Origin of the sequence: Enterococcus sp. 22-H-5-01 (assembly GCF_050310005.1) — a bacterium.
GTDB lineage: Bacteria > Bacillota > Bacilli > Lactobacillales > Enterococcaceae > Enterococcus_A > Enterococcus_A hailinensis.
Genome location: NZ_CP189993.1, coordinates 184,404 through 204,167, shown reverse-complemented (window position 1 = coordinate 204,167; position 19,764 = coordinate 184,404). Strand labels below are relative to the sequence as shown.

Annotated in this window: 19 protein-coding genes and 1 tRNA gene; 3 read left to right on the top strand and 17 right to left on the bottom strand. The window is 36.4% G+C overall.

Going from position 1 to position 19,764, the window contains the following annotated elements:
* Positions 1-44: 44 nt before the first annotated feature.
* Both ACQKTA_RS01045 and ACQKTA_RS01040 read right to left on the bottom strand, forming a co-directional pair.
* The gene (locus ACQKTA_RS01045; RefSeq protein WP_427813875.1) at positions 45-1,286 is read right to left on the bottom strand and encodes an ABC transporter ATP-binding protein; all 1,242 of its coding nucleotides are present in this window, start codon (positions 1,284-1,286) and stop codon (positions 45-47) included.
* Positions 1,287-2,084: an ABC transporter permease gene (locus ACQKTA_RS01040; protein ID WP_427813874.1), complete on the bottom strand. Its 798-nt coding sequence runs from the start codon at positions 2,082-2,084 to the stop codon at positions 1,287-1,289. It lies immediately after the preceding gene.
* Positions 2,085-2,426: 342 nt separating this feature from the next.
* On the opposite strand from ACQKTA_RS01040, the gene ACQKTA_RS01035 reads away from it, so the two are divergent.
* Positions 2,427-4,196, top strand: coding sequence for a sulfatase-like hydrolase/transferase (locus tag ACQKTA_RS01035; RefSeq protein ID WP_427813873.1), 1,770 nt, complete (start codon positions 2,427-2,429; stop codon positions 4,194-4,196).
* Positions 4,197-4,313: 117 nt separating this feature from the next.
* On the opposite strand, the gene ACQKTA_RS01030 is transcribed toward ACQKTA_RS01035, so the two are convergent.
* From ACQKTA_RS01030 to map, 11 genes are all read right to left on the bottom strand, one after another.
* Entirely contained in the window at positions 4,314-5,483 is a 1,170-nt protein-coding gene (locus ACQKTA_RS01030; protein ID WP_427813872.1) for a nucleotide sugar dehydrogenase, read from the bottom strand.
* A 144-nt stretch (positions 5,484-5,627) separates the two neighbouring features.
* A complete protein-coding gene (locus ACQKTA_RS01025; protein WP_427813871.1) occupies positions 5,628-6,458 on the bottom strand; it encodes a glycosyltransferase in 831 nt (276 codons plus the stop codon).
* A gap of 21 nt (positions 6,459-6,479) precedes the next feature.
* Positions 6,480-7,325, bottom strand: a complete 846-nt coding sequence (gene rfbD / locus ACQKTA_RS01020) for a dTDP-4-dehydrorhamnose reductase (RefSeq protein ID WP_427813870.1) — start codon at positions 7,323-7,325, stop codon at positions 6,480-6,482.
* 78 nt (positions 7,326-7,403) lie between these two features.
* A complete protein-coding gene (gene rfbB, locus ACQKTA_RS01015; protein WP_427813869.1) occupies positions 7,404-8,432 on the bottom strand; it encodes a dTDP-glucose 4,6-dehydratase in 1,029 nt (342 codons plus the stop codon).
* Positions 8,433-8,453: 21 nt separating this feature from the next.
* Positions 8,454-9,026 carry a dTDP-4-dehydrorhamnose 3,5-epimerase gene (gene rfbC / locus ACQKTA_RS01010; protein ID WP_427814489.1) on the bottom strand — a complete coding sequence of 191 codons (573 nt, stop codon included), beginning with the start codon at positions 9,024-9,026 and terminating at the stop codon, positions 8,454-8,456.
* Between the two features lie 11 nt (positions 9,027-9,037).
* Positions 9,038-9,907, bottom strand: coding sequence for a glucose-1-phosphate thymidylyltransferase RfbA (gene rfbA / locus ACQKTA_RS01005; RefSeq protein WP_427813868.1), 870 nt, complete (start codon positions 9,905-9,907; stop codon positions 9,038-9,040).
* A gap of 119 nt (positions 9,908-10,026) precedes the next feature.
* Positions 10,027-10,800, bottom strand: a complete 774-nt coding sequence (locus tag ACQKTA_RS01000; RefSeq protein WP_427813867.1) for a glycosyltransferase family 2 protein — start codon at positions 10,798-10,800, stop codon at positions 10,027-10,029.
* A gap of 16 nt (positions 10,801-10,816) precedes the next feature.
* Positions 10,817-11,611, bottom strand: coding sequence for a glycosyltransferase family 2 protein (locus ACQKTA_RS00995; protein WP_427813866.1), 795 nt, complete (start codon positions 11,609-11,611; stop codon positions 10,817-10,819).
* Positions 11,612-11,626: 15 nt separating this feature from the next.
* Positions 11,627-12,745, bottom strand: coding sequence for an MraY family glycosyltransferase (locus ACQKTA_RS00990; protein WP_407855905.1), 1,119 nt, complete (start codon positions 12,743-12,745; stop codon positions 11,627-11,629).
* 88 nt (positions 12,746-12,833) lie between these two features.
* Positions 12,834-13,763: a YihY/virulence factor BrkB family protein gene (locus ACQKTA_RS00985; RefSeq protein WP_427813865.1), complete on the bottom strand. Its 930-nt coding sequence runs from the start codon at positions 13,761-13,763 to the stop codon at positions 12,834-12,836.
* 13 nt (positions 13,764-13,776) lie between these two features.
* The gene (map, locus tag ACQKTA_RS00980; protein WP_427813864.1) at positions 13,777-14,541 is read right to left on the bottom strand and encodes a type I methionyl aminopeptidase; all 765 of its coding nucleotides are present in this window, start codon (positions 14,539-14,541) and stop codon (positions 13,777-13,779) included.
* Between the two features lie 140 nt (positions 14,542-14,681).
* On the opposite strand from map, the gene ACQKTA_RS00975 reads away from it, so the two are divergent.
* Both ACQKTA_RS00975 and ACQKTA_RS00970 read left to right on the top strand, forming a co-directional pair.
* Positions 14,682-15,125, top strand: a complete 444-nt coding sequence (locus ACQKTA_RS00975; RefSeq protein ID WP_427813863.1) for a flavodoxin — start codon at positions 14,682-14,684, stop codon at positions 15,123-15,125.
* Positions 15,126-15,235: 110 nt separating this feature from the next.
* A complete protein-coding gene (locus ACQKTA_RS00970) occupies positions 15,236-16,474 on the top strand; it encodes an aminopeptidase (protein WP_427813862.1) in 1,239 nt (412 codons plus the stop codon).
* A gap of 52 nt (positions 16,475-16,526) precedes the next feature.
* Here ACQKTA_RS00970 and ACQKTA_RS00965 read toward each other — a convergent pair.
* The 4 genes from ACQKTA_RS00965 to sfsA form a co-directional block, all read right to left on the bottom strand.
* A tRNA-Arg gene (locus ACQKTA_RS00965) sits at positions 16,527-16,600 on the bottom strand.
* A 127-nt stretch (positions 16,601-16,727) separates the two neighbouring features.
* Positions 16,728-17,906, bottom strand: coding sequence for a DEAD/DEAH box helicase (locus ACQKTA_RS00960; protein ID WP_427813861.1), 1,179 nt, complete (start codon positions 17,904-17,906; stop codon positions 16,728-16,730).
* Between the two features lie 8 nt (positions 17,907-17,914).
* Positions 17,915-18,916, bottom strand: a complete 1,002-nt coding sequence (locus ACQKTA_RS00955) for a Gfo/Idh/MocA family protein (protein WP_427813860.1) — start codon at positions 18,914-18,916, stop codon at positions 17,915-17,917.
* Positions 18,913-19,662, bottom strand: a complete 750-nt coding sequence (gene sfsA / locus ACQKTA_RS00950) for a DNA/RNA nuclease SfsA (RefSeq protein WP_427813859.1) — start codon at positions 19,660-19,662, stop codon at positions 18,913-18,915. Before sfsA ends, ACQKTA_RS00955 begins: the two co-directional genes overlap by 4 nt.
* Positions 19,663-19,764 lie beyond the last annotated feature (102 nt).

Genomic DNA, 19,764 nt, shown 5'->3' with positions numbered 1-19,764 from the left:
AATAAGCAACTTACGGCCTATATAGCAAGTCTCTGCTCATTTTTTTAAATAATCGTCCAACTTCCATTTCTAGTCAATACACCACTACTAGAAATCCGTTCACTTTTTGTCAGCTCTGGCTTTGGAGATACAATAATGATTGGAGACTCTTGTGAATCTGAAAAAGCAAATGGTTCATCTGAATCATTTCGGATTGAAACACCTAAACGAAGCTTACATTGATTAATATCTGCCAAATCGCACCGATAACGAATTTTTTTTATTCCAGCACCTGAAGTCATGTACTCTAACGAATTGTCATTATAGATCCACACATTCCGATCGATATCCGTCATCGAAAACGCTATATAGGTTTTTATATCCTTTAATACATTATACGAAATCTCAAATTCTACGCTACGATTACCATGCTCAATCAACGCATCAGATACAAGTTCCACTTTCAAATTCTCAATAACAGTATCTTCTTTTGGCATTTTTTCAGTTGTGCTTACTTCGGACTCTTTGTCATCTGCACCTTCAATAATAGTTGCCGTACCTTTTTGCATAACATTATCAAGTGAATATTGATTAGCTACTTCGTCTGGAGTTCCCAAAACTTTTACTTCTCCTCGATCAATGAGAATTGCTTTATTACAATATTTTCTAACTGCTTCCATTGAATGGGTGACCAAAATAATCGTCTTAGAATCTTTCTTAGCTTGCATGAAGTAATCATTACACTTGCGTTGAAAAGCTTCATCTCCCACAGCTAAAACTTCATCCAAAACTAAAATATCACTCTTCGCTTGAATCGCCACAGAGAAAGCTAAGCGAACTTGCATTCCGCTAGAATAATTTTTCAATTTTTGATTCATAAAGTCTGAAAGTTCAGCAAATTCTACAATATCATTATACATTAAATCAATTTCTTTTACTGAAAATCCTAATAATGCGCCATTTAAATACACATTTTCTTTTCCCGTCAACTCAGGATTAAAACCTACACCTAATTCAATAAATGAAACTAATTTCCCGTTAACAGTTACTGTTCCTTTTTCTGGGACATAAATTTGGGAAATAATCTTTAATAACGTTGATTTACCACTACCATTACGGCCGACAATTCCAAAAAAATCCCCTTTATTTACTTCAAAAGAAATATTTTTCAATACTTGTTGCTCACGATATCCTTTAATTCCTTTAAAGTAATTGACTATTGTTCTTTTTAAGCTCGATGTACTTTCTGTTGGTAAATGAAATGATTTACCAATATGATCTACTTTTACCGCTATCTCTTTACTCATTTAAATCGTCTCCGCAAATTTCTTAGAATTTTTATCAAAAATTAAAAATCCTATGATTAATACTACAAATGGCAGTAAATATGGAATCGCCACTAGCCAATTTCTATGAATCATTTGCCAAGTAGTCAAATTAACTGGACTAGTTAATAAATGTCTCATATCTTGAATAATCTGCGCTATTGGACTAAGCATTAACATTTTAGCAATAGTTTGATTAACATTAATAACCAAAGTAATTGGATAGATAAGCGGCGTCATATACATTCCCACTTGCAGTAAAACTTCCCATATGGGTCCAATATCTCTGAAACGCACGTATACTGTAGCTAAAATAAAGGCGACCCCTAAAGAAAATGCATATAACTCTATCAATAATAATGGTGTTAAAAATGCATATCTTGATATATCTACACCATTAATTAAACCGAAGATTAATACAATTATTAAATTAATCAAAAGATTAATCAACGCATTAATGGACACTGCTACTACAATGATGTGGGTCGGAAAACTTAATTTTCTTAAGAGGTCTCCTCTACCAACGATTGACATCATTCCTAAATTGGTCGTTTCCGTAAAAAATTGCCATAAAACCATTCCTAATAGCATTGCCACAGCGAAATGCGGTACATCTGCCCCAAAACGTAAGAAGTAAATAAATACCACGTACATTACTGCGAATAGCATCAATGGTTTTAATACAGACCATAAATAGCCGATTGCACTACCTTGATATCGTAATTTAAAATCTGTTTTTACAAGCTCTTTTAACAAAATACGATTTTTACGTTCAAACACTGATTTATCTACCCCTTATTTAATATCCTATTAAAAAGATATCTCAAAATTGTACAAAGTACTTAATCCGTTAAAATTATACGTGAATTCAGAGCGTTATACAACCGGTATTCAATTTTTAAGTATAGTAAATTTAGAAAGATAAACCTTTCTTTATAATTATGCTATTAATATTATAAACTTGACTTATCGCACTTTTTTAGTTAAATTTTATTAGTTAAATTCTAGTTACATTTAGATTAATTAATAATTGGAGGCCGTTCATTCATGTTTATAATAGGGATTATCTTTTTTTTCTTACTATTAAAAATATTAAAAACAAAAAGCGTTATTTTTAAATTGTTGACTGCAATCTTACTAGTCTTATTTCAATGGTCTAGTTCCATATTGATTACACAACGATTAGTTGAAAATTTAGTACTGGTAGATCTTTATACATTTTCTACTTCTTCTAAAATTATTTATCTTGCTTTTTCTAGCTTAGTTATCTCTGGAATTCTCTCCATCCTAACCTACATTACTCAACAAATTTTATACTCGAATGAAGTAAAACATTCGACTAATAAGATTATTTCTTTTATTACCTATATATTTTATTTTCTTCTTGTCTTTCTTGGTGCAATGGCATCTTTCAGTGCAATTTGGACAAAAAAACGTTTTGGTCAAGCTGGTATAGATGAGATTGTTTATACTCTAAGCCAACCATTGGCTGGGGCTGATTCTAGCCAAATAGAAAGTTTTTTATTTGGCCCTCTTTTAAAGTCGATTTTCTTTTCATTACTTATATTTTTTATTACCGTACTTTCTATTCGTATAATCAAAGTTATCTTTATGAAATCTTATCAAACACGGAGTGATATCAAAAAAAATCGGCTTAAAATTATTTTAAAAAATACCATGTTGGTTGTACTAGGTCTCGGAATTTTAGGCGGTGGGCTTTTTTCAGGAATCAAACAATTTGGTTATACCGAAGTGAAAGCATATTTTTTTGAAACTTCTAAATTATATGAAACCTACTATAAAGATCCTGCTTCAGTAAACTTAGAATTTCCGCAAAAGAAAAGAAATTTGATTTATATTTATGTTGAATCTCTAGAATCAACTTATACTTCAAAAGAATTAGGCGGCGCTGAACAAGATAATTTACTTCCTAATCTAACTTCTTTAGCTTCAACTGCAGGTACCAACTTTTCTAACAATGATTTGATTGGAGGATCTCAACAAGTTCCGGGTGTTGGATTTACTGTTGGTGGAATGGTTGCCCAGTCAGCTGGAATCCCTTTAAAAGTTTCGGGTGGATATAATGAAAATGAATATGGGAATACTTCAAACTTTATGCCTGGAGCTTATACTTTAGGTGACATCTTAGAAAAAGAAGGCTATAACCAAACTTTATTATTAGGGTCGGATGCTAGCTTTAGCGGCCGTGACAAATATTATAAACAACACGGAAATTATGAAATTAGAGATTACAATTACGCCAAAGAAAAGAAATGGATTCCTGAAGATTATCATGTTTGGTGGGGATATGAAGATGAAAAATTATTTGAATTTGCCCAAAACACTGTTACTGAATTAGCAAGTAAAGACCAACCTTTCAATTTTACTATGTTAACTGCAGATACCCATTTTCCAGATGGATTGATGACTGATAACACGCCTAAACTTTATTCTGAACAATATAGTAATGTCATCCATTTTTCTGATCAAATGCTCGGGGCATTCATTCAATGGATTCAGCAACAATCATTTTATGATAATACTACTATCGTTATTTCTGGTGATCACTTAAGTATGGATCCAAACTATTTTAAAAATATTGAAAGCAACTACACTAGAACCGTCTTCAATCTATTTTTAAATAGTGCTGTGGATCCTAAACAAGCTAAAAATAGAACGTTCACTACAATGGATCTGTATCCTTCTACTTTAGCTGCTTTAGGAGTTAAAATACCAGGAAATCATTTAGGACTAGGGACAAATCTATTTTCTAATGAAAAAACAATTCCTGAAGAAATTAGTTTAAATGAATTCTCAACGGAATTAAGCCGTAGATCTCCATACTATGAAGAAAAAATTATGCAAGGTTCAGATCAATTAAATTCAAAATAGAACAGAAAAGAGGATAGAAAAAATTTTCTATCCTCTTTTCTGTTCTAAAAATTTGTATTAATTTTTTTATAGACTAAAAAAAAACAGGAATCACATACGTGATCCCTATTAAAGCTACTAATCTTTTCCAAATATATCTCTAGTATAAACTTTATCTTTTACATCTTCCAAAGCACTTTCAAAGCGATTTGCTACAATAACATCAGATATAGTTTTAAATTCATCAAAATCTTTTATTACTTTAGAATTGAAGAAAGTCTCTTCAGATAGAGTTGGCTCATATACAACAACTTCAATACCATGAGCTTTAATTCGTTTCATTATTCCTTGAATTGATGAGTAACGAAAATTATCTGAATTTGCTTTCATCGTTAAACGATAAATACCCACTATTTTAGGATTTTTTGCTAATATTTGTTCAGCAATAAAATTTTTCCGTGTTGTATTTGCATCTACAATAGCACCAATGATATTGCTTGGAACATCTTCATAATTAGCCCGCAATTGTTTAGTATCTTTCGGTAAACAATACCCCCCATAACCAAACGAAGGATTATTATAATGTGAACCTATCCGTGGATCTAATCCTACGCCTTCGATAATCTGACGAGAATTCAATTCTCGAGATTCTGCATAGGTATCCAATTCATTGAAATAGGCTACTCGCAATGCTAAGTACGTATTGGAGAACAGTTTAATAGCTTCTGCTTCAGTTGAATGAGTCAATAATATATTTACATCCTCTTCAAGTGCATTCTCTTTTAGCATATCAGCAATTTTTTGACCACGGTCAGAACATTCTCCAACCACAATACGAGATGGATGTAGATTATCATATAAAGCTCTTCCTTCACGTAAAAATTCTGGAGAGAAAACAATATTATCCGTATTAAATTTTTTCTTTATTTGTTCTGTATAACCAACAGGAACTGTAGATTTAATTACAAAAGTAGCATCTGAACGAATCGCCAGTGCTTTTTCTATTACATCTTCAACAGTAGACGTATTAAAATAGTTTTTATTTTCATCATAATCTGTTGGAGTTGCAATAATCAAGAAATCACCAAATTTTACTGCATCAGCAAAATCTTTCGTAAATTCAATACTTAAGTCATCACGCTCTAAAAATTCATGAACTTCTTTATCTTCTAGAGGAGAATTTCTATTTTTTAACGCTTCAATTTTTGCGTCAACAATATCATAAGCTTTTACTTGTTCTTTTTGGGATAATAGCAATGCATTAGCTAATCCTACATAACCCAATCCAAAGACAGATACTTTTGTCATTTTTACACTTCTTTCTAGACATGTTCTTTTGATTAAACTATTCATTCATTATTAGCTCAGATTACATCTAACACCTTAATTTCGCAAGTTTTTATACTGTTAAATTTAAGGCTCCTAATAAATAGCTAAAATTTATATTTTTAGCTATTTATTTTTAGAGTAGATCAAAAAGGAAAAAGTAATTTTAGCTATTGAAAATCTTCGTAAAAATACTTGTTTCATTCCCCGAACAAATAATTGTCGATGATAGTCTCTTAGTAATCGTACATTGAATTCATTATAAAAAATTGCTTCATTTCTCAAAATTGATTGATAGCGTTCAACTGATAGCTCCTCATAATGCAATACCGATAATTCATGCTGCAAAATAGTTTTTAAGTTGTATAGTTGCCGCTGTTCTGCAAAAATTTTCCAGCTTAACCAATGATCGAGATAGTCTAACGGAAATTTTTCATTGTAACCGTTGATTTGAAGTAAAAAATCGATGCGGATAGCTGTACCTGAATTGATGACCATGATATCACTAGAGAATATTTGATCACTTTGGGGCAATTCTTTATGTAATGGACGCAACGCATCACTGCGAACTGGAGAGATTTGTTGCTGCTGATCCATGATCACTGGAGCAATCGCAACGACTTTCTCAGGCAATGTCTTTGCTTTTAAAAGCATTTCTTTCAAGTAAGCGTTAGTTAATTGAGTATCTTGATCTAATGTCAGCAACCACTCAGTCCTCTGCCCTCGTTGCTTGATCGCATAATTATAAGCTTTAGCTAAACCAACATTTTCTTGACTATGTTGATAAACAAAACGTGCTTCTAAGCCACTTGGCTGTGCCACTTGATCGCTATTATCAAAAATCAATACTTTTTGGATCTCAGGAAAAAAATCGGAAGTGAGCAATTTATTCAAACTATTGATCGTTGGCGAATCTGAGTAAGTCATGTTATACAAAACGACGATTAATTCGAACATCTTTCTCTCACTTTCTTTTTCTTATTGTTTCGCTTCTAATTCTAAGAAACTGGCTAATGCTTCTTGCCATGTTGGAATTTCAAAGCCTAATGCTTTGGCTTTACTTAAGTCCATGATTGAATATTGTGGGCGTGTTGCTTTTTGTGGGTATTCCGCTGAAGTTACAGGTGCAACTTCTACATCTGTCTCTTTTAAGATCTCTTTCGCAAATTCATACCATGAACAGCTATTTTCATTTGATAGGTGATAAACACCAAATGGTGCTTTCTCTGCAATTACAAAGGTCATAAATTCAGCTAATGTCCGGGTCCAAGTTGGACGGCCGAATTGGTCGTTCACAACTGTTAAACGATCATGCGTCTTAGCTAAATTTTGCATGGTATAAATGAAGTTGTGTCCATAGATACCGAAAACCCAAGAAGTACGGATAATATAGTAGTCTTCCATTGTTTCTTGGACAGCTTGTTCACCTAAAAGTTTTGTCCGTCCATATTCACTTAATGGATTTGTCATATCATCGATTTTGTACATACCATCTTGTTTTTTTCCATCAAAAACATAGTCGGTACTGATGTAGACTAAGGTTGAGCCTGCAGCTTTCGCAGCTTCTGCTACATTACGGGTGCCTTCGACATTGATTTTTTCATCCAATTCTTTGCCTTCTTCTTCAGCTTTATCGACTGCAGTATAAGCGGCACAATGATAAATCAATTCTGGTTTCATCTCAGTAATAAATTTATATGTACCTTCTTTATCTGTGATATCTAATTGATCAGCATCCGTTGACACGTACTCGATTTTTCTTTCATCAAGTAAATGGCGTAGCTCTGTTCCTAATTGTCCTTGTCCACCTGTAATTAAGATCATTTATCTCTACTCCTTACTTTTTATCAATCTATTATTTCTCAAAAAAAGGCAGGATGCACCTGCCTCATTTAGTTAATATTATTGGCCGTTTTTCGCATAATTGCTTTCAACTGCTTCTTTTTCAGCCCGCCACCAGTTTTCGTTTTCAGTATACCATTTGATGGTATCTTTCATCCCAGCACGGAAATTCGTAAATTCAGGTTTCCAACCCAATTCTTCACGTAATTTACTTGAATCGATCGCGTAACGTAAATCGTGACCTGCACGGTCTTTTACATGATCATATGCGTCTTTAGGTTGACCCATTTCTTCTAAGATAATTTCCATCACTGTTTTATTATCTTCTTCACCATCCGCGCCAATCAAATACGTTTCGCCGATTCTGCCTTTAGTCAAAATTGCCCAAACAGCAGAAGAATGGTCGTTTGTGTGGATCCAGTCACGGACATTTTTTCCATCGCCGTAAAGTTTTGGACGAATACCACTTAAGACATTCGTGATTTGGCGTGGAATAAATTTTTCAATGTGTTGGTAAGGTCCATAATTATTTGAACAGTTTGAGATCGTCGCTTGTAAACCAAATGAACGAACCCAAGCTTTCACTAGTAAATCTGACCCCGCTTTTGTTGATGAGTAAGGACTTGAAGGGTTATAGGGTGTTTCAGCAGTGAATTTTTCTCCTTCACCTTCACCATGCCCTGGTAAATCTTCTCTTAACGGAAGATCGCCATACACTTCATCAGTTGAAACATGATGATAGCGAACATTATTTTTACGACACGCTTCAATCAATGTATACGTTCCAATGATATTTGTTTGAACAAATGGGAATGGATCTTTCAATGAATTATCATTGTGGGATTCTGCAGCATAGTGAACGACAGCATCTGTTTTTTGTACTAGACGTTCTACTAATTCAGCATCAGCGATATCACCGACAACTAATTCTACACGATCTTCCGGTAATCCCGCTAAGTTTTCTTTATTTCCAGCATAAGTTAATTTATCCAAAACCGTTACATGGACTTCTGGATGATTATTAACTACATAATGAACGAAGTTAGAGCCGATGAAGCCAGCTCCACCCGTTACGATAATATTTTTCATCTATTTTTGCTCCTAGTTTGTTTAAATTTCACCGTACACGAAAGGATTTTCAGCTTCAAATTCTTTCAATGTTGGTTGTTTGGCATCTTTTTCTGATGTGATAGCTTTTTCGATATCGATCGGCCAATCGATGGCAAGATCTGGGTCCGCAAATGAGATTCCGCCATCTGCTTCCGCATCATAGTAATTGTCACATTTATACATAAAGTTCACATTTGGTGTCAATGTCACAAAACCATGAGCGAAACCGCGAGGAACCAATAATTGACGGTGGTTATGTTCTGAAAGGATATAGCCTTCCCATTTACCGTAGGTCGGGCTGCCTTTTCGGATATCCACGATCACATCAAGAACTGCACCAGAAACAACTCGGATTAATTTTGTTTGTGCTGACTTTCCTTTTTGGAAGTGTAGTCCACGTAAAACACCTGGTTGAGTCGATAATGAATGATTGTCTTGAATAAAATTATGTTCGATACCGGCTGCTTTAAAATCTTCTTCTGAATAACTTTCAGTGAAGAAACCACGGTGGTCACCAAAAACAGCTGGTTCAATAATTTTTACATCTGTTAAATTTGTTTCTGTAACTTTGATTTTCCCCATGTCTATTCCTCTTCTGCTAAACGTAATAAGTATTGGCCATATTGGTTTTTCTTCAATGGTTGTGCCAATTCAACTAATTGTTCTTTTGTAATGTAGCCCATTCGATAAGAAATTTCTTCTAAACAAGCTACTTTTAAGTTTTGACGTTTTTCGATCGTTGAGATAAACGTTGACGCTTCTAATAATGATTCATGGGTTCCAGTATCTAACCAAGCAAATCCACGACTCATCACTTCAACTGATAATTTATTGCGTTGCAAATATTCTTTGTTGACATCAGTGATTTCTAACTCGCCACGTTCAGATGGTTGGATATTTTTGGCGATTTCAACAACTTCATTATCATAGAAATACAAGCCAGTAACCGCGTAATTTGATCTTGGTGCTTCTGGTTTTTCTTCGATCGATACGGCACGCATCTCTTCATCGAATTCAACCACACCAAAACGTTCAGGATCATTTACATGATAGCCGAAGACTGTTGCACCTTCTGTTTTTTTCGCAGCGCGTTGCAACATCCGAGATAAGCCATCTCCATAATAGATATTGTCTCCAAGTACTAGGCAGACACTATCATCGCCGATAAAGTCTTCTCCAATGATAAAGGCTTGAGCCAATCCATCGGGACTTTCTTGTACCGCATATTCGATATGGATTCCTAGTTCATGACCATCTCCAATAAGATTTTCAAAACGTGGTGTATCCTGCGGTGTAGAAATAATCAAGATTTCATTGATCCCCGCTAACATCAAAGTAGACATTGGGTAATAAATCATCGGTTTGTCATAAACCGGCATTAATTGTTTCGACGTTGCTTTAGTCAGTGGATATAAACGTGTCCCACTGCCACCTGCTAAAATAATTCCTTTCATACTTACGCTCCTTATCCATTATAATGTGCTCCGATTCTGCTGGCAAAAATATCAAATGCGATTAGCATTTTGATCTTATTACTATTTAAATCGGTATTCTTTAAAAGCATACGAACTTATTATACCTGATGTTTGTTATTAGAAAAATGTTTTTGTTGTTTTTCTTTGATTTCTTTTACTCTTTTTCGAACTAATTGAAAAGCATCCCAACGCCATTTGAATTGTTGCATGCGAGAAGCCGTTGTTTCGATCTCTGAAGCGTTCAAACCATGACGGCGGTAATAAACCAATGGTTCTGAAATGAACTTAACACCTTTATGATAATCCGCTAGCAACCCGATCCACATGTCGTGCATCGGTACTTCTTTAGGAATCGGTAAAATAACGGCTTTTAGTTCTGATCGAAAAGCCATCCCTGCACCGATATAACTGCTCTTCAAAAGATTAGCCCAGAAACCTGGACGTGTATGGCGCATCGCTTGATATGAAGGTATCAATACCTCAAAATCGTTATCTACAATGATCAAATCAGAGACAATGACTTGGATCTTCGGATCAGCAAAATAGCGAACAGTGGTTTCAACTTTATCTTTATGCCAAACATCGTCTTGGTCACACAAAAAAATAAGTGCTTTTGTACTTTGTTTGATTGCATTTTCAAAATTTTTGATTAATCCTTGCTGGTCATTTTGAAACAATTTTATTCTTGGGTCTCTTTTTGCTAAAGCTAATAAAAATTCCCACGTCCCATCGGTTGAATGGTCGTCGGAAATAATCAACTCATCTTCAGCAGAAAGTTGTGGGAATATGCTGTTCAATTGTTCTTCAATAAAATGCCTACCATTGTACGTTGCCATACAAACAGAAACTTGCATGTTAGACTGTCTGTTCATTCCCTACCTCCAAAACTCAAAAAAGTTGCCAGCCCCATTTGGAAAAATATTTTCTCATAGACTGTAAAAAAATAATAAATAACTTACGACTTTTGACTGCCCCGCGTTCATATAAATGAACGACTGAAAATTGAGGGCTGTACAACGCTTTGTAACCGGCTTGTTCCATTTTACGACAAAGATCGTTGTCTTCAAAATACATAAAGTATCTTGGATCAAAGCCTTTGATTTGATTAAATTTTTTCAAATCGACTACCATAAAGCTGCCAGAAATCATTCGAACATAACTATCTTGATCATCTGGAAGATCACGGCATTCAAATTTGGCCAAACGGTGCGCAAACATTTTCTTTACAAAGTTAAATGGAATGAATCGCAGCATATAATCGAAAACATTCAAGTGATCACGGATCAAAAATTGAGTTGTCCCATCTTCATTCAAAATCTTGGGTGCTAATAATCCAGCTTCAGAATGTTGTGCTAAATGATCCACCATTGCGTTTAGTTGGTTCTCAGACAAAATAATATCTGGGTTAAAGATGATGCCATATCCTGTTTGATCTAATAGGTTGGCATTGTGACCAAAACCAAAGCCTTTATTTTCAGAATAAAAATTGATTTCCATGAAAGGATATCTTAAATACGTTTTTAGCCGCTCACAGTATGCAGTGTCAGAAGCATTATCAAAAATTCTGATTTTGATCGTTTCCTGTTGCCCTAAACTTTGAATCAGTGAATCTAAACTCAAAAAAATCTTGTCACTATTATGGGTCACGATGCTGATCGTCACATCATTTTTTTGTTTATTCATAACGGAGATCAACACTCATTTCTTGAAATATTTATGCATTACTTGAGAACGATATTCTTTATTTCCAAATAAACGGAAGGTTTTAGTAATAAAACTGTATTTCTCACTAATCAAACCAATTAATTCTAGTAAGAATGTAAAGGCAAAGACCATTGCCACGATCAAGACGACCGTTCCTAACTGACTGGTATAATTGATCAATAAGGCTGTGAATGAAAACAATACTGCAATCGCATAGATCGTCAACACAGCACCTCGATGAGTGAAGCCTAAGTTAAGCAAACGATGATGCAAGTGCTGTTTATCTGCGACTGAAATCGGCATTTTTTTAGCTTTTCTTCGCACCATCGCAAAAAAAGTATCCGTTACAGGAACGCCTAAAATCAATAATGGCGTGATCAATGAGATAAACGTTACATTTTTCAAACCTTGTAAGGATAGAACCGCAATCATAAAGCCTAAAAACAGAGCACCAGTATCTCCCAGATAGATTTTTGCTGGATGAAAATTATAAGGAAAGAATCCCATAATACTTGCAACTAAACAAAAGATCGTCAATGAAATAAACGCTGTTGCAGAGTGTAGAAAGAAATAGCCGATAACACCGATCGTTGTTAGGCCGATCATGGAAACTCCGGCAGCTAGGCCATCTAGTCCATCGATCAAATTTACCGCATTCGTGATACCAAAGATCCAAAAAATCGTCGCAGGTAAACTCAACCATGATAAATTTATTTTCCCTAATAATGGTGCAGTAAAGAAATTGAAACGAATATCAGCAACATAATAAATAACTAATGCTGCTAGTAAAATACCTAAACTTTTTTGCTTCGGTGACAATTCAAATTTATCATCTAATAGTCCCGTAATTACAATGATCAATCCGCCTAATAAAATCTTGCTAATATAATCAAATGGGAGCACTCCACGAAACAATACCAACGAAGAGATCGCAAATGTAATAAATATCGGCAGTCCGCCTGCACTAGGCATCGGAACTTGATTCATTCGACGAGCATTAGGATTATCGACTAAGCCAGTCTGAACCGAAATAATCTTAAAAATCGGGGTTAAAATCAAGGCAATCAAAAAGGTCAAAAAGTATTTAATGATCAGCCCGAAGGACACTAACATGTTGCCACCTACCTTTGTATAAAAAATCATATAACGGAGTTCTAGTTATTTACAAGTTTTTTTTATAAACTTACAAATTTTCTAGCAATCACTTCTTCTTTTTCTTATTTATTACACGATTTTTGAGTTTGTTGAACCATTTATTTACCCGATTTGACCCTTCGGTTACTTCTTTTCCAGTTCTAAATTCTTCAATCGTTACATTTAAAACACCACCAACGATAATGATGGTCGCAGAAAAATTGAGCCAAAACATCAGAACGATAAAACTTCCGATGATTTGATAACCCGAAACGCGTTGAGCAAATGTCTGGGCATAGATACTAAAACCTTGAGCCAAAACGATCCAGCCGACAGTAGCAAAAACGGTCCCCGGTAATGCATACTTCACACGAACATGCGCGTTTGGGATCACGATATAGACCGCTCCCAAAATAATCAGCAATCCGATCACTGTTACTGGCCATCGCAATGCTAGAAAGGTCGAGATGATCTCAGGAGAAAAGCCAAACATTGGTTGTAACGCATCTAAAATAACTTGCCCCGCACTAAAGACCAAGGCCATCGCAATGATCGCCATCATGAGGATACCGACCATACCAACAGATACTACTCGACTGATCACAAAATTCCCGCGATCTTCTACCCCGTAGGCTCGATTCAGTGCTTTTTGTAATGAATTGATTCCGCGACTAGATGACCATAATGACGCTAGAACGGAGATCGATAGTGCACCACCAGAAGTATTTTCTAACAAGCCAATAATTGCAGGTTTCAAAAAACTATAAACATTTGGCGGAATCGCCTCGCTTAGATAAGGCAATACTGTTTCTGGAGTGATATTCAAAAAAGGAAGTAAATTACCGATCACAATCAGGATCGGAAAAAAAGAAAGCAACAAATAATAGGCGACTACCACGGAGCGGTCGCCTATTTCTGTCTCTGTAATGTGTTTGCGGATCGTTTGGATAAAATCCATTAATTTCTTATTCTCTTTAATTTTATCTATTGGTCCCATAAAGTTCCTCGTCTTAGTACGTTCCTTCTTCACCTTGTGAAGTCAAAATTTTTGGTCCTTCTTTTGTGATTGCTAAGGTGTGTTCGTATTGGGCACACCAGCCGCCATCTTGAGTATAAGCTGTCCAACCATTCGGATCCATCTTCATTTTCCATGTACCGGTATTGATCATTGGTTCGATCGTAATGACCATGCCCTCTTTCAAACGCAAACCTTTTCCAGCCACACCGTAATGTGGGATCGCTGGTTCTTCATGGATGGTTGGTCCGATGCCATGACCGATAAAGTCACGGACAACAGAAAAACCTTCGCCTTCTGCATATGTTTGAATCGCATGACCAATATCACCGATACGATTGCCTACTTGGGCTTGTTCGATTCCGATATACATCGCTTTTTTTGTAACGTCCATTAACCTTTGGATTTCAGGTGATACTTCACCAACAGCGTAAGACCAGCAAGAGTCAGACATAGCTCCTTTGTATTCTACACACATATCAACTTTGATCAAATCACCATTTTTTAACGGTTTTTTTCTAGGAAAACCATGACAAATTTCATTATTGATACTGCAGCAAGTCGCATATTCATAGCCTTCAAAACCAATTTGTGCAGCTGTACCGCCATGACTTTCGATAAAGTCTCTAACAAAGACTTCAATGTCCCAACTTGAAACACCTGGTTTGATAAAATCGCGTAAGTGGCGGTGCACATCCGCTAATAATTCTCCAGACTCATTCATCATTTCAATTTCTCGGTTTGATTTTAGTGTAATCATTCGTGTTCGTCTCCTTTTTCATCTTGTCTATTTTAACATAACCCTATAAAGCGAACAAATGGTTAGAAGTCTGGTTTTCCTTTTGTTTTTATTTTGGTATAATTGCCTTAAATTTGGCTTAAAGCTGAGGAGGAATTTTTTTGACATTAGCAAAAATCGTTTATGCAAGCATGACTGGAAATACCGAAGAAATCGCTGATATTGTGGCCGAAGCCTTCGAAAATTTAGATATCGAAGTTGAGATCGATGAGTGTACCCAAGTAGAAGCAGATGATTTTGAAGATGCAGATATCTGTGTCGTTGCAACTTATACTTATGGTGAAGGTGACCTACCTGATGAAATCGTTGATTTTTATGAAGATTTACAAGAATTAGATTTGAGCGGAAAGATCTTCGGTGTCTGTGGATCCGGCGATACTTTCTATGATGAGTATTGTAAATCAGTCGATGATTTTGATGCTGCCTTTGTTAAAACCGGTGCGACTCGCGGTGCTGACATCGTGAAAATCGAAATGGCTGCTGAAGAAGAAGATATCGAAAACTTAGAAGCTTTCGCAAAAAAAATTGTCGCTGCTGCGTCATAAAAAGAAAAAAAGAGTACCTGGGAAATTCAGGTACTCTTTTTTTGAACATATTTTCTTTGGAGAATTTCAAAGAAATGCTAAGATGGTACTAATGAAACGGAGGGATTTGAATGGTTCTATCAAACTTTGATACACTTTTAAAAAAATACGCTCACCTGATCGCAAAAGTTGGGGTCAATGTTCAAAAAGAAGACACGGTTGTTGTTTATGCCAGTGTTGAACAAGCACCACTCGCTCGCTTAGTAACAAAAGAAGCCTATAAATTAGGGGCTGCTGAAGTTATTGTCCAATGGAATGACGACGATATCCAACGGGCATTTTTAAGTCACGCGGCTGAAGATCGAATCAATGAGGTCCCGGCTTATAAAGTAGACGAAGCCAATACTTTTGCTGAAAAAAGAGTGACTCGAATCAGCATCGTCTCACAAAATCCAGATGCACTTTTAGGTGTCGATACCAATCGAGTCGCTGCTTTCCAATCAGCACGCGGAAAAGCATTGCAAGCGGTGATGGAAGCGACACAATCAAACAAATTACGTTGGACTGTAGTAGCGGCCTCAAGTCCTGCCTGGGCGGCAAAGGTTTTTCCTGAGTTTGCCTCAAGTGAAGAACAAGTTGACCGTCTATGGGATGAGATTTTCAAAACGACTCGCATTTACTCAGAAGATCCAGTCAAAGCTTGGGAAGAACATGACACTGTGATGCGTGAACAAGCGGAACGATTGAATAAAGAACAGTTCTCTGCTTTGCACTACACCGCTCCTGGTACTGATATCATGATTGGATTACCTGACAATCACGTTTGGGAAGGTGCTGGAAGTTTCGACGCCGATGGCAACGAGTTTATGGCCAACATGCCGACTGAAGAAGTCTTCACGGCTCCAGATCGTAATCGAATTGATGGCTATATCACTAGTACAAAACCATTAAGCTATGCCGGAACAACCTTGAATGAAATGAAATTTACATTTAAGGACGGTAAAGTCGTTGAATTTTCAGCTAAAGAAGGCGCTGACGTCCTTTCTTCTTTATTATCGATCGATGAAGGAGCTAAATATTTAGGTGAAGTCGCGCTCGTTCCAGATCCCTCACCTATCTCACAATCGGGTATCACTTTCTTCAATACTTTATTTGATGAAAATGCTTCGAATCATTTAGCGCTTGGTGCGGCGTATCCTTTCAGTGTTGAAGGTGGAACCGAAATGACCAAAGAAGAATTGGCACAAGCTGGTTTGAACAGCAGTCAAACTCATGTTGATTTCATGGTTGGATCTGATCAAATGGACATCGATGGCATCCGTAAAGATGGATCGACTACACCAATCTTTAGAAATGGTGATTGGGCATAAAAGAAAAACCACCGATTAAAATTTTTAATCGGTGGTTTCTTTTTGGATAGGATGTTCCCGACTGGAATCGAACCAGCGACCTATCGCTTAGGAGGCGATCGCTCTATCCTACTGAGCTACGAGAACGTGCTCTCTCATTGTAGCCATTTTAAATTAATTTCGCAAGATAACTAATGAAGTTTTAACAGATTTCGCGGATACCTTATTTTATTCTCTTGAAAATTGTTAACTTAGAGCAAAAAAAGGAAAAGACTTATTTACGTCTTTTCCCTTTGCTCTTTTTATTCTTTTTCTTTTTAGGATCTGCTTGTCTGACAGGCTCTTCAGTTAACAATTCACCGCCAAATAGATAAATCGGTGCAACCGGTAATTCAAGTTTTTTCGCAATTTTTAATAGATCCGCTTTGTCTTCTGGTGTAACAAACGTAATAACGACTCCGGTTTCACCCATCCGTCCTACGCGACCGGCACGATGAAGATAACTCTCTTCACTCAATGGCACATCCGCATTGACGACAAATGGCAATGATTCAATATCTAATCCACGACTAGCTAAATCGGTAGTTAATAATCCGAGAACTTGATGCTTTTTAAACTGTTCAATCGCATTTTTACGTAAAATTTTTGATTGATCTGATGCCAAACTAGCCACCGGTAATTGATGAAAAAGTAATTTTTCTTCTGCACTTCCCATGTCACTCAGCTGGTTAAAGAAAATCATCCCCCAAAAAGCAGGCATATTCAACAGACGACGCATTTGATCAACTTTTTTACGATCGTTGGTTTCAATATAAAAATGTTGTACGTCCCCTTGGCTATCGTCTTCTTTGGTTACATCGATTACTAGTAAATCTGATTCGATCGTATTCAATTCTTCTAATACTACATCTGCAGTAGCTGAGAAATACAATCTTTGGGCTTCATTATCCGTCGTTTTCAAGATTTTTTGAATCAATTGGAAACTTTGCCCTTGAACCAATTGATCGACTTCGTCAAACACTAAGGTTTTGATCGCTGGGGCTTTGATTTTTTTACCGCTGATCAATTCTAATACACGTCCAGGAGTTCCGACCAACAACTCTGGTTTTTTCTTTAAAGCTTCATGTTGACGTTTGACATTTGCTCCGCCGATCAACGCTTGTACTTTCATGCCAGAACCCGCTAACCATTTCCGCGCAACTTCAACGACTTGCATCGCAAGTTCCTGTGATGACGTCAAAATCAATACTTGGCTTGGCTTGCCAGCTTCTAATTGATTAAGTAATGGCAACAAATAGGCTAAGGTTTTTCCGCTACCAGTCGGTGCGATCCCGACCAAATGTTTTCCTTCTGTGATTGGATCGAAGACTCTTTCTTGGATCAACGCTGGTTTTTGAAACCCGGCTGTTTCCCAATTCGCTTGTAAAAATGGTACAAATTCTTGATTATTCATAGTTTCCCCTATTTCTTGTCGGCATCAAAAATAATGCCTGCACTTTTTCGCATATCATAAATCACTTGGTTAACATTTCGGGCAAGCTCTACCCATTCTTCATAAAACGTTCCTAACTCACGATCTGTTGGATTCATTATTACTTTTGCAAAATCATTGGCTTCTTCCACCATGGGATTTTCTAATTGATGAACGTTTAGTTTCTCTCTTCGTGCATGTTCGCGATCATGGAATACTGCTTCATCAATCGAGTTGACTGCATTTAGCACTAACGTCCCATTGGTTAAGTAAATCTCCGAAGCTTGGAAGCTATCTGTGATTTTTCCCGTACGGATCGTCACATCGAAATCATCATAACGTAAGATTCCCGTTCCCAAACCGTCTACACCAGTACGAATTTTTTTAGCAAAATATAGACTCTCATTTGGAATGCCAAACCAGGCTAAAGCTGCATAGATAGGATAGACCCCTAAATCAGCGAGTGCACCACCTGAAAAATGCGGCGAGAAAATATTTGGTTCTTCACCGTCTAAGACTTGATCATAACGAGACGAATACTTCATAAAGCTAAAGTCAGCCCCTAAAATATGGTCTTTCAAGGGTAAGAAATCAGCCACTGTTTTAAAGGCTTGCTCATGGATATTTCGAGCTGCTTCAAAGAAGAAAACTTGTTTTTGATTGGCTAATTCAATAATCTCATCCATTTCAGCTGGCGTTGAGAATGCTGGTTTTTCAACAATTACATTTTTTCCAGCTAAAATTGCTTGTTTCGCTTGTTCAAAGTGCAAACTGTTGGGTGAGGCAATGTAGATCGTATTTATATGTTCGATCGCAAAAAAAGTCGCTAGATCTGTGGCGTATTCTACATCACCATATTTTTCGCTAAATTTTTGGGCCGTTGCCAATTTTCTTGAATAGACAGCTGAAAGTTGATAGTTTCCTGTTTCATGTGCAGCTTGGACAAACTGATCTGTGATCCAGTTAGTCCCAATAATACCTAGATTAATCATGCTTTTTCCACCTTTCCTTGATTTGGATCAATAAATGGTTGGTTCAGGTCAAACGAAACCGCCTCTTTAAGGGCGATCGTTTCCTGATCTACCTCACAATTATACGCTAAAATCTGTACGCCGTCTGCTTTTGCCTGTTTTATTGCTTCAGAAAGAGCTGGCTGCATCTCGGAATGAATCGTCGCCACCCGTATTTGAGAAAATTGAACGATGAACAGAACAAAGCAGCGGTAGCCTAATTGTTGAGCATGCTGAAGTTCTCTCACATGTTTTAGACCTCTAAGCGTTGGCGCATCCGGGAACACACCGACTCCTTGATTTTCCAAAGTCATTCCTTTGACTTCCACAAAACCTTTTTCTTGTTGATCCGTTTCGAAATAAAGATCAAATTTTGAATGCCCATAAGTTACTTCTCTTTTTACTAAAGAAAGCGTGCCAGTTATACCTGGTAAGGAAATTGTGCCCGTAGTGAGACCTTCTGAAGCCAATGCGTTTGGAATCTGTGAATCGATATTGATCCACATCAGACCTTTCTTGACCGCAATCAAATCATAAGCCGTTTTTCGTTTTGCTGAAGGTTGATGATTGACAGCAACGATCACACCTGGAATAAGTAACTCTTTGCACCGGCCAGTATTTTTGACATGGACAATAATTTCTTCTTCGGTGTCGATTAAACGACATCGAGCAATAAATCGATTGCTTCTTTCTAAGAAAATGGCCAAATAAATTGTAGAATACTTCATTTTTATCAAAATCCTTCTAAAAAAAGTTAAATGGTCCTTAAGTTGGATGGAAAGATGACGGACTTTATTATATAGTATAACAAAGCTAGTGTGAAAGGAGTT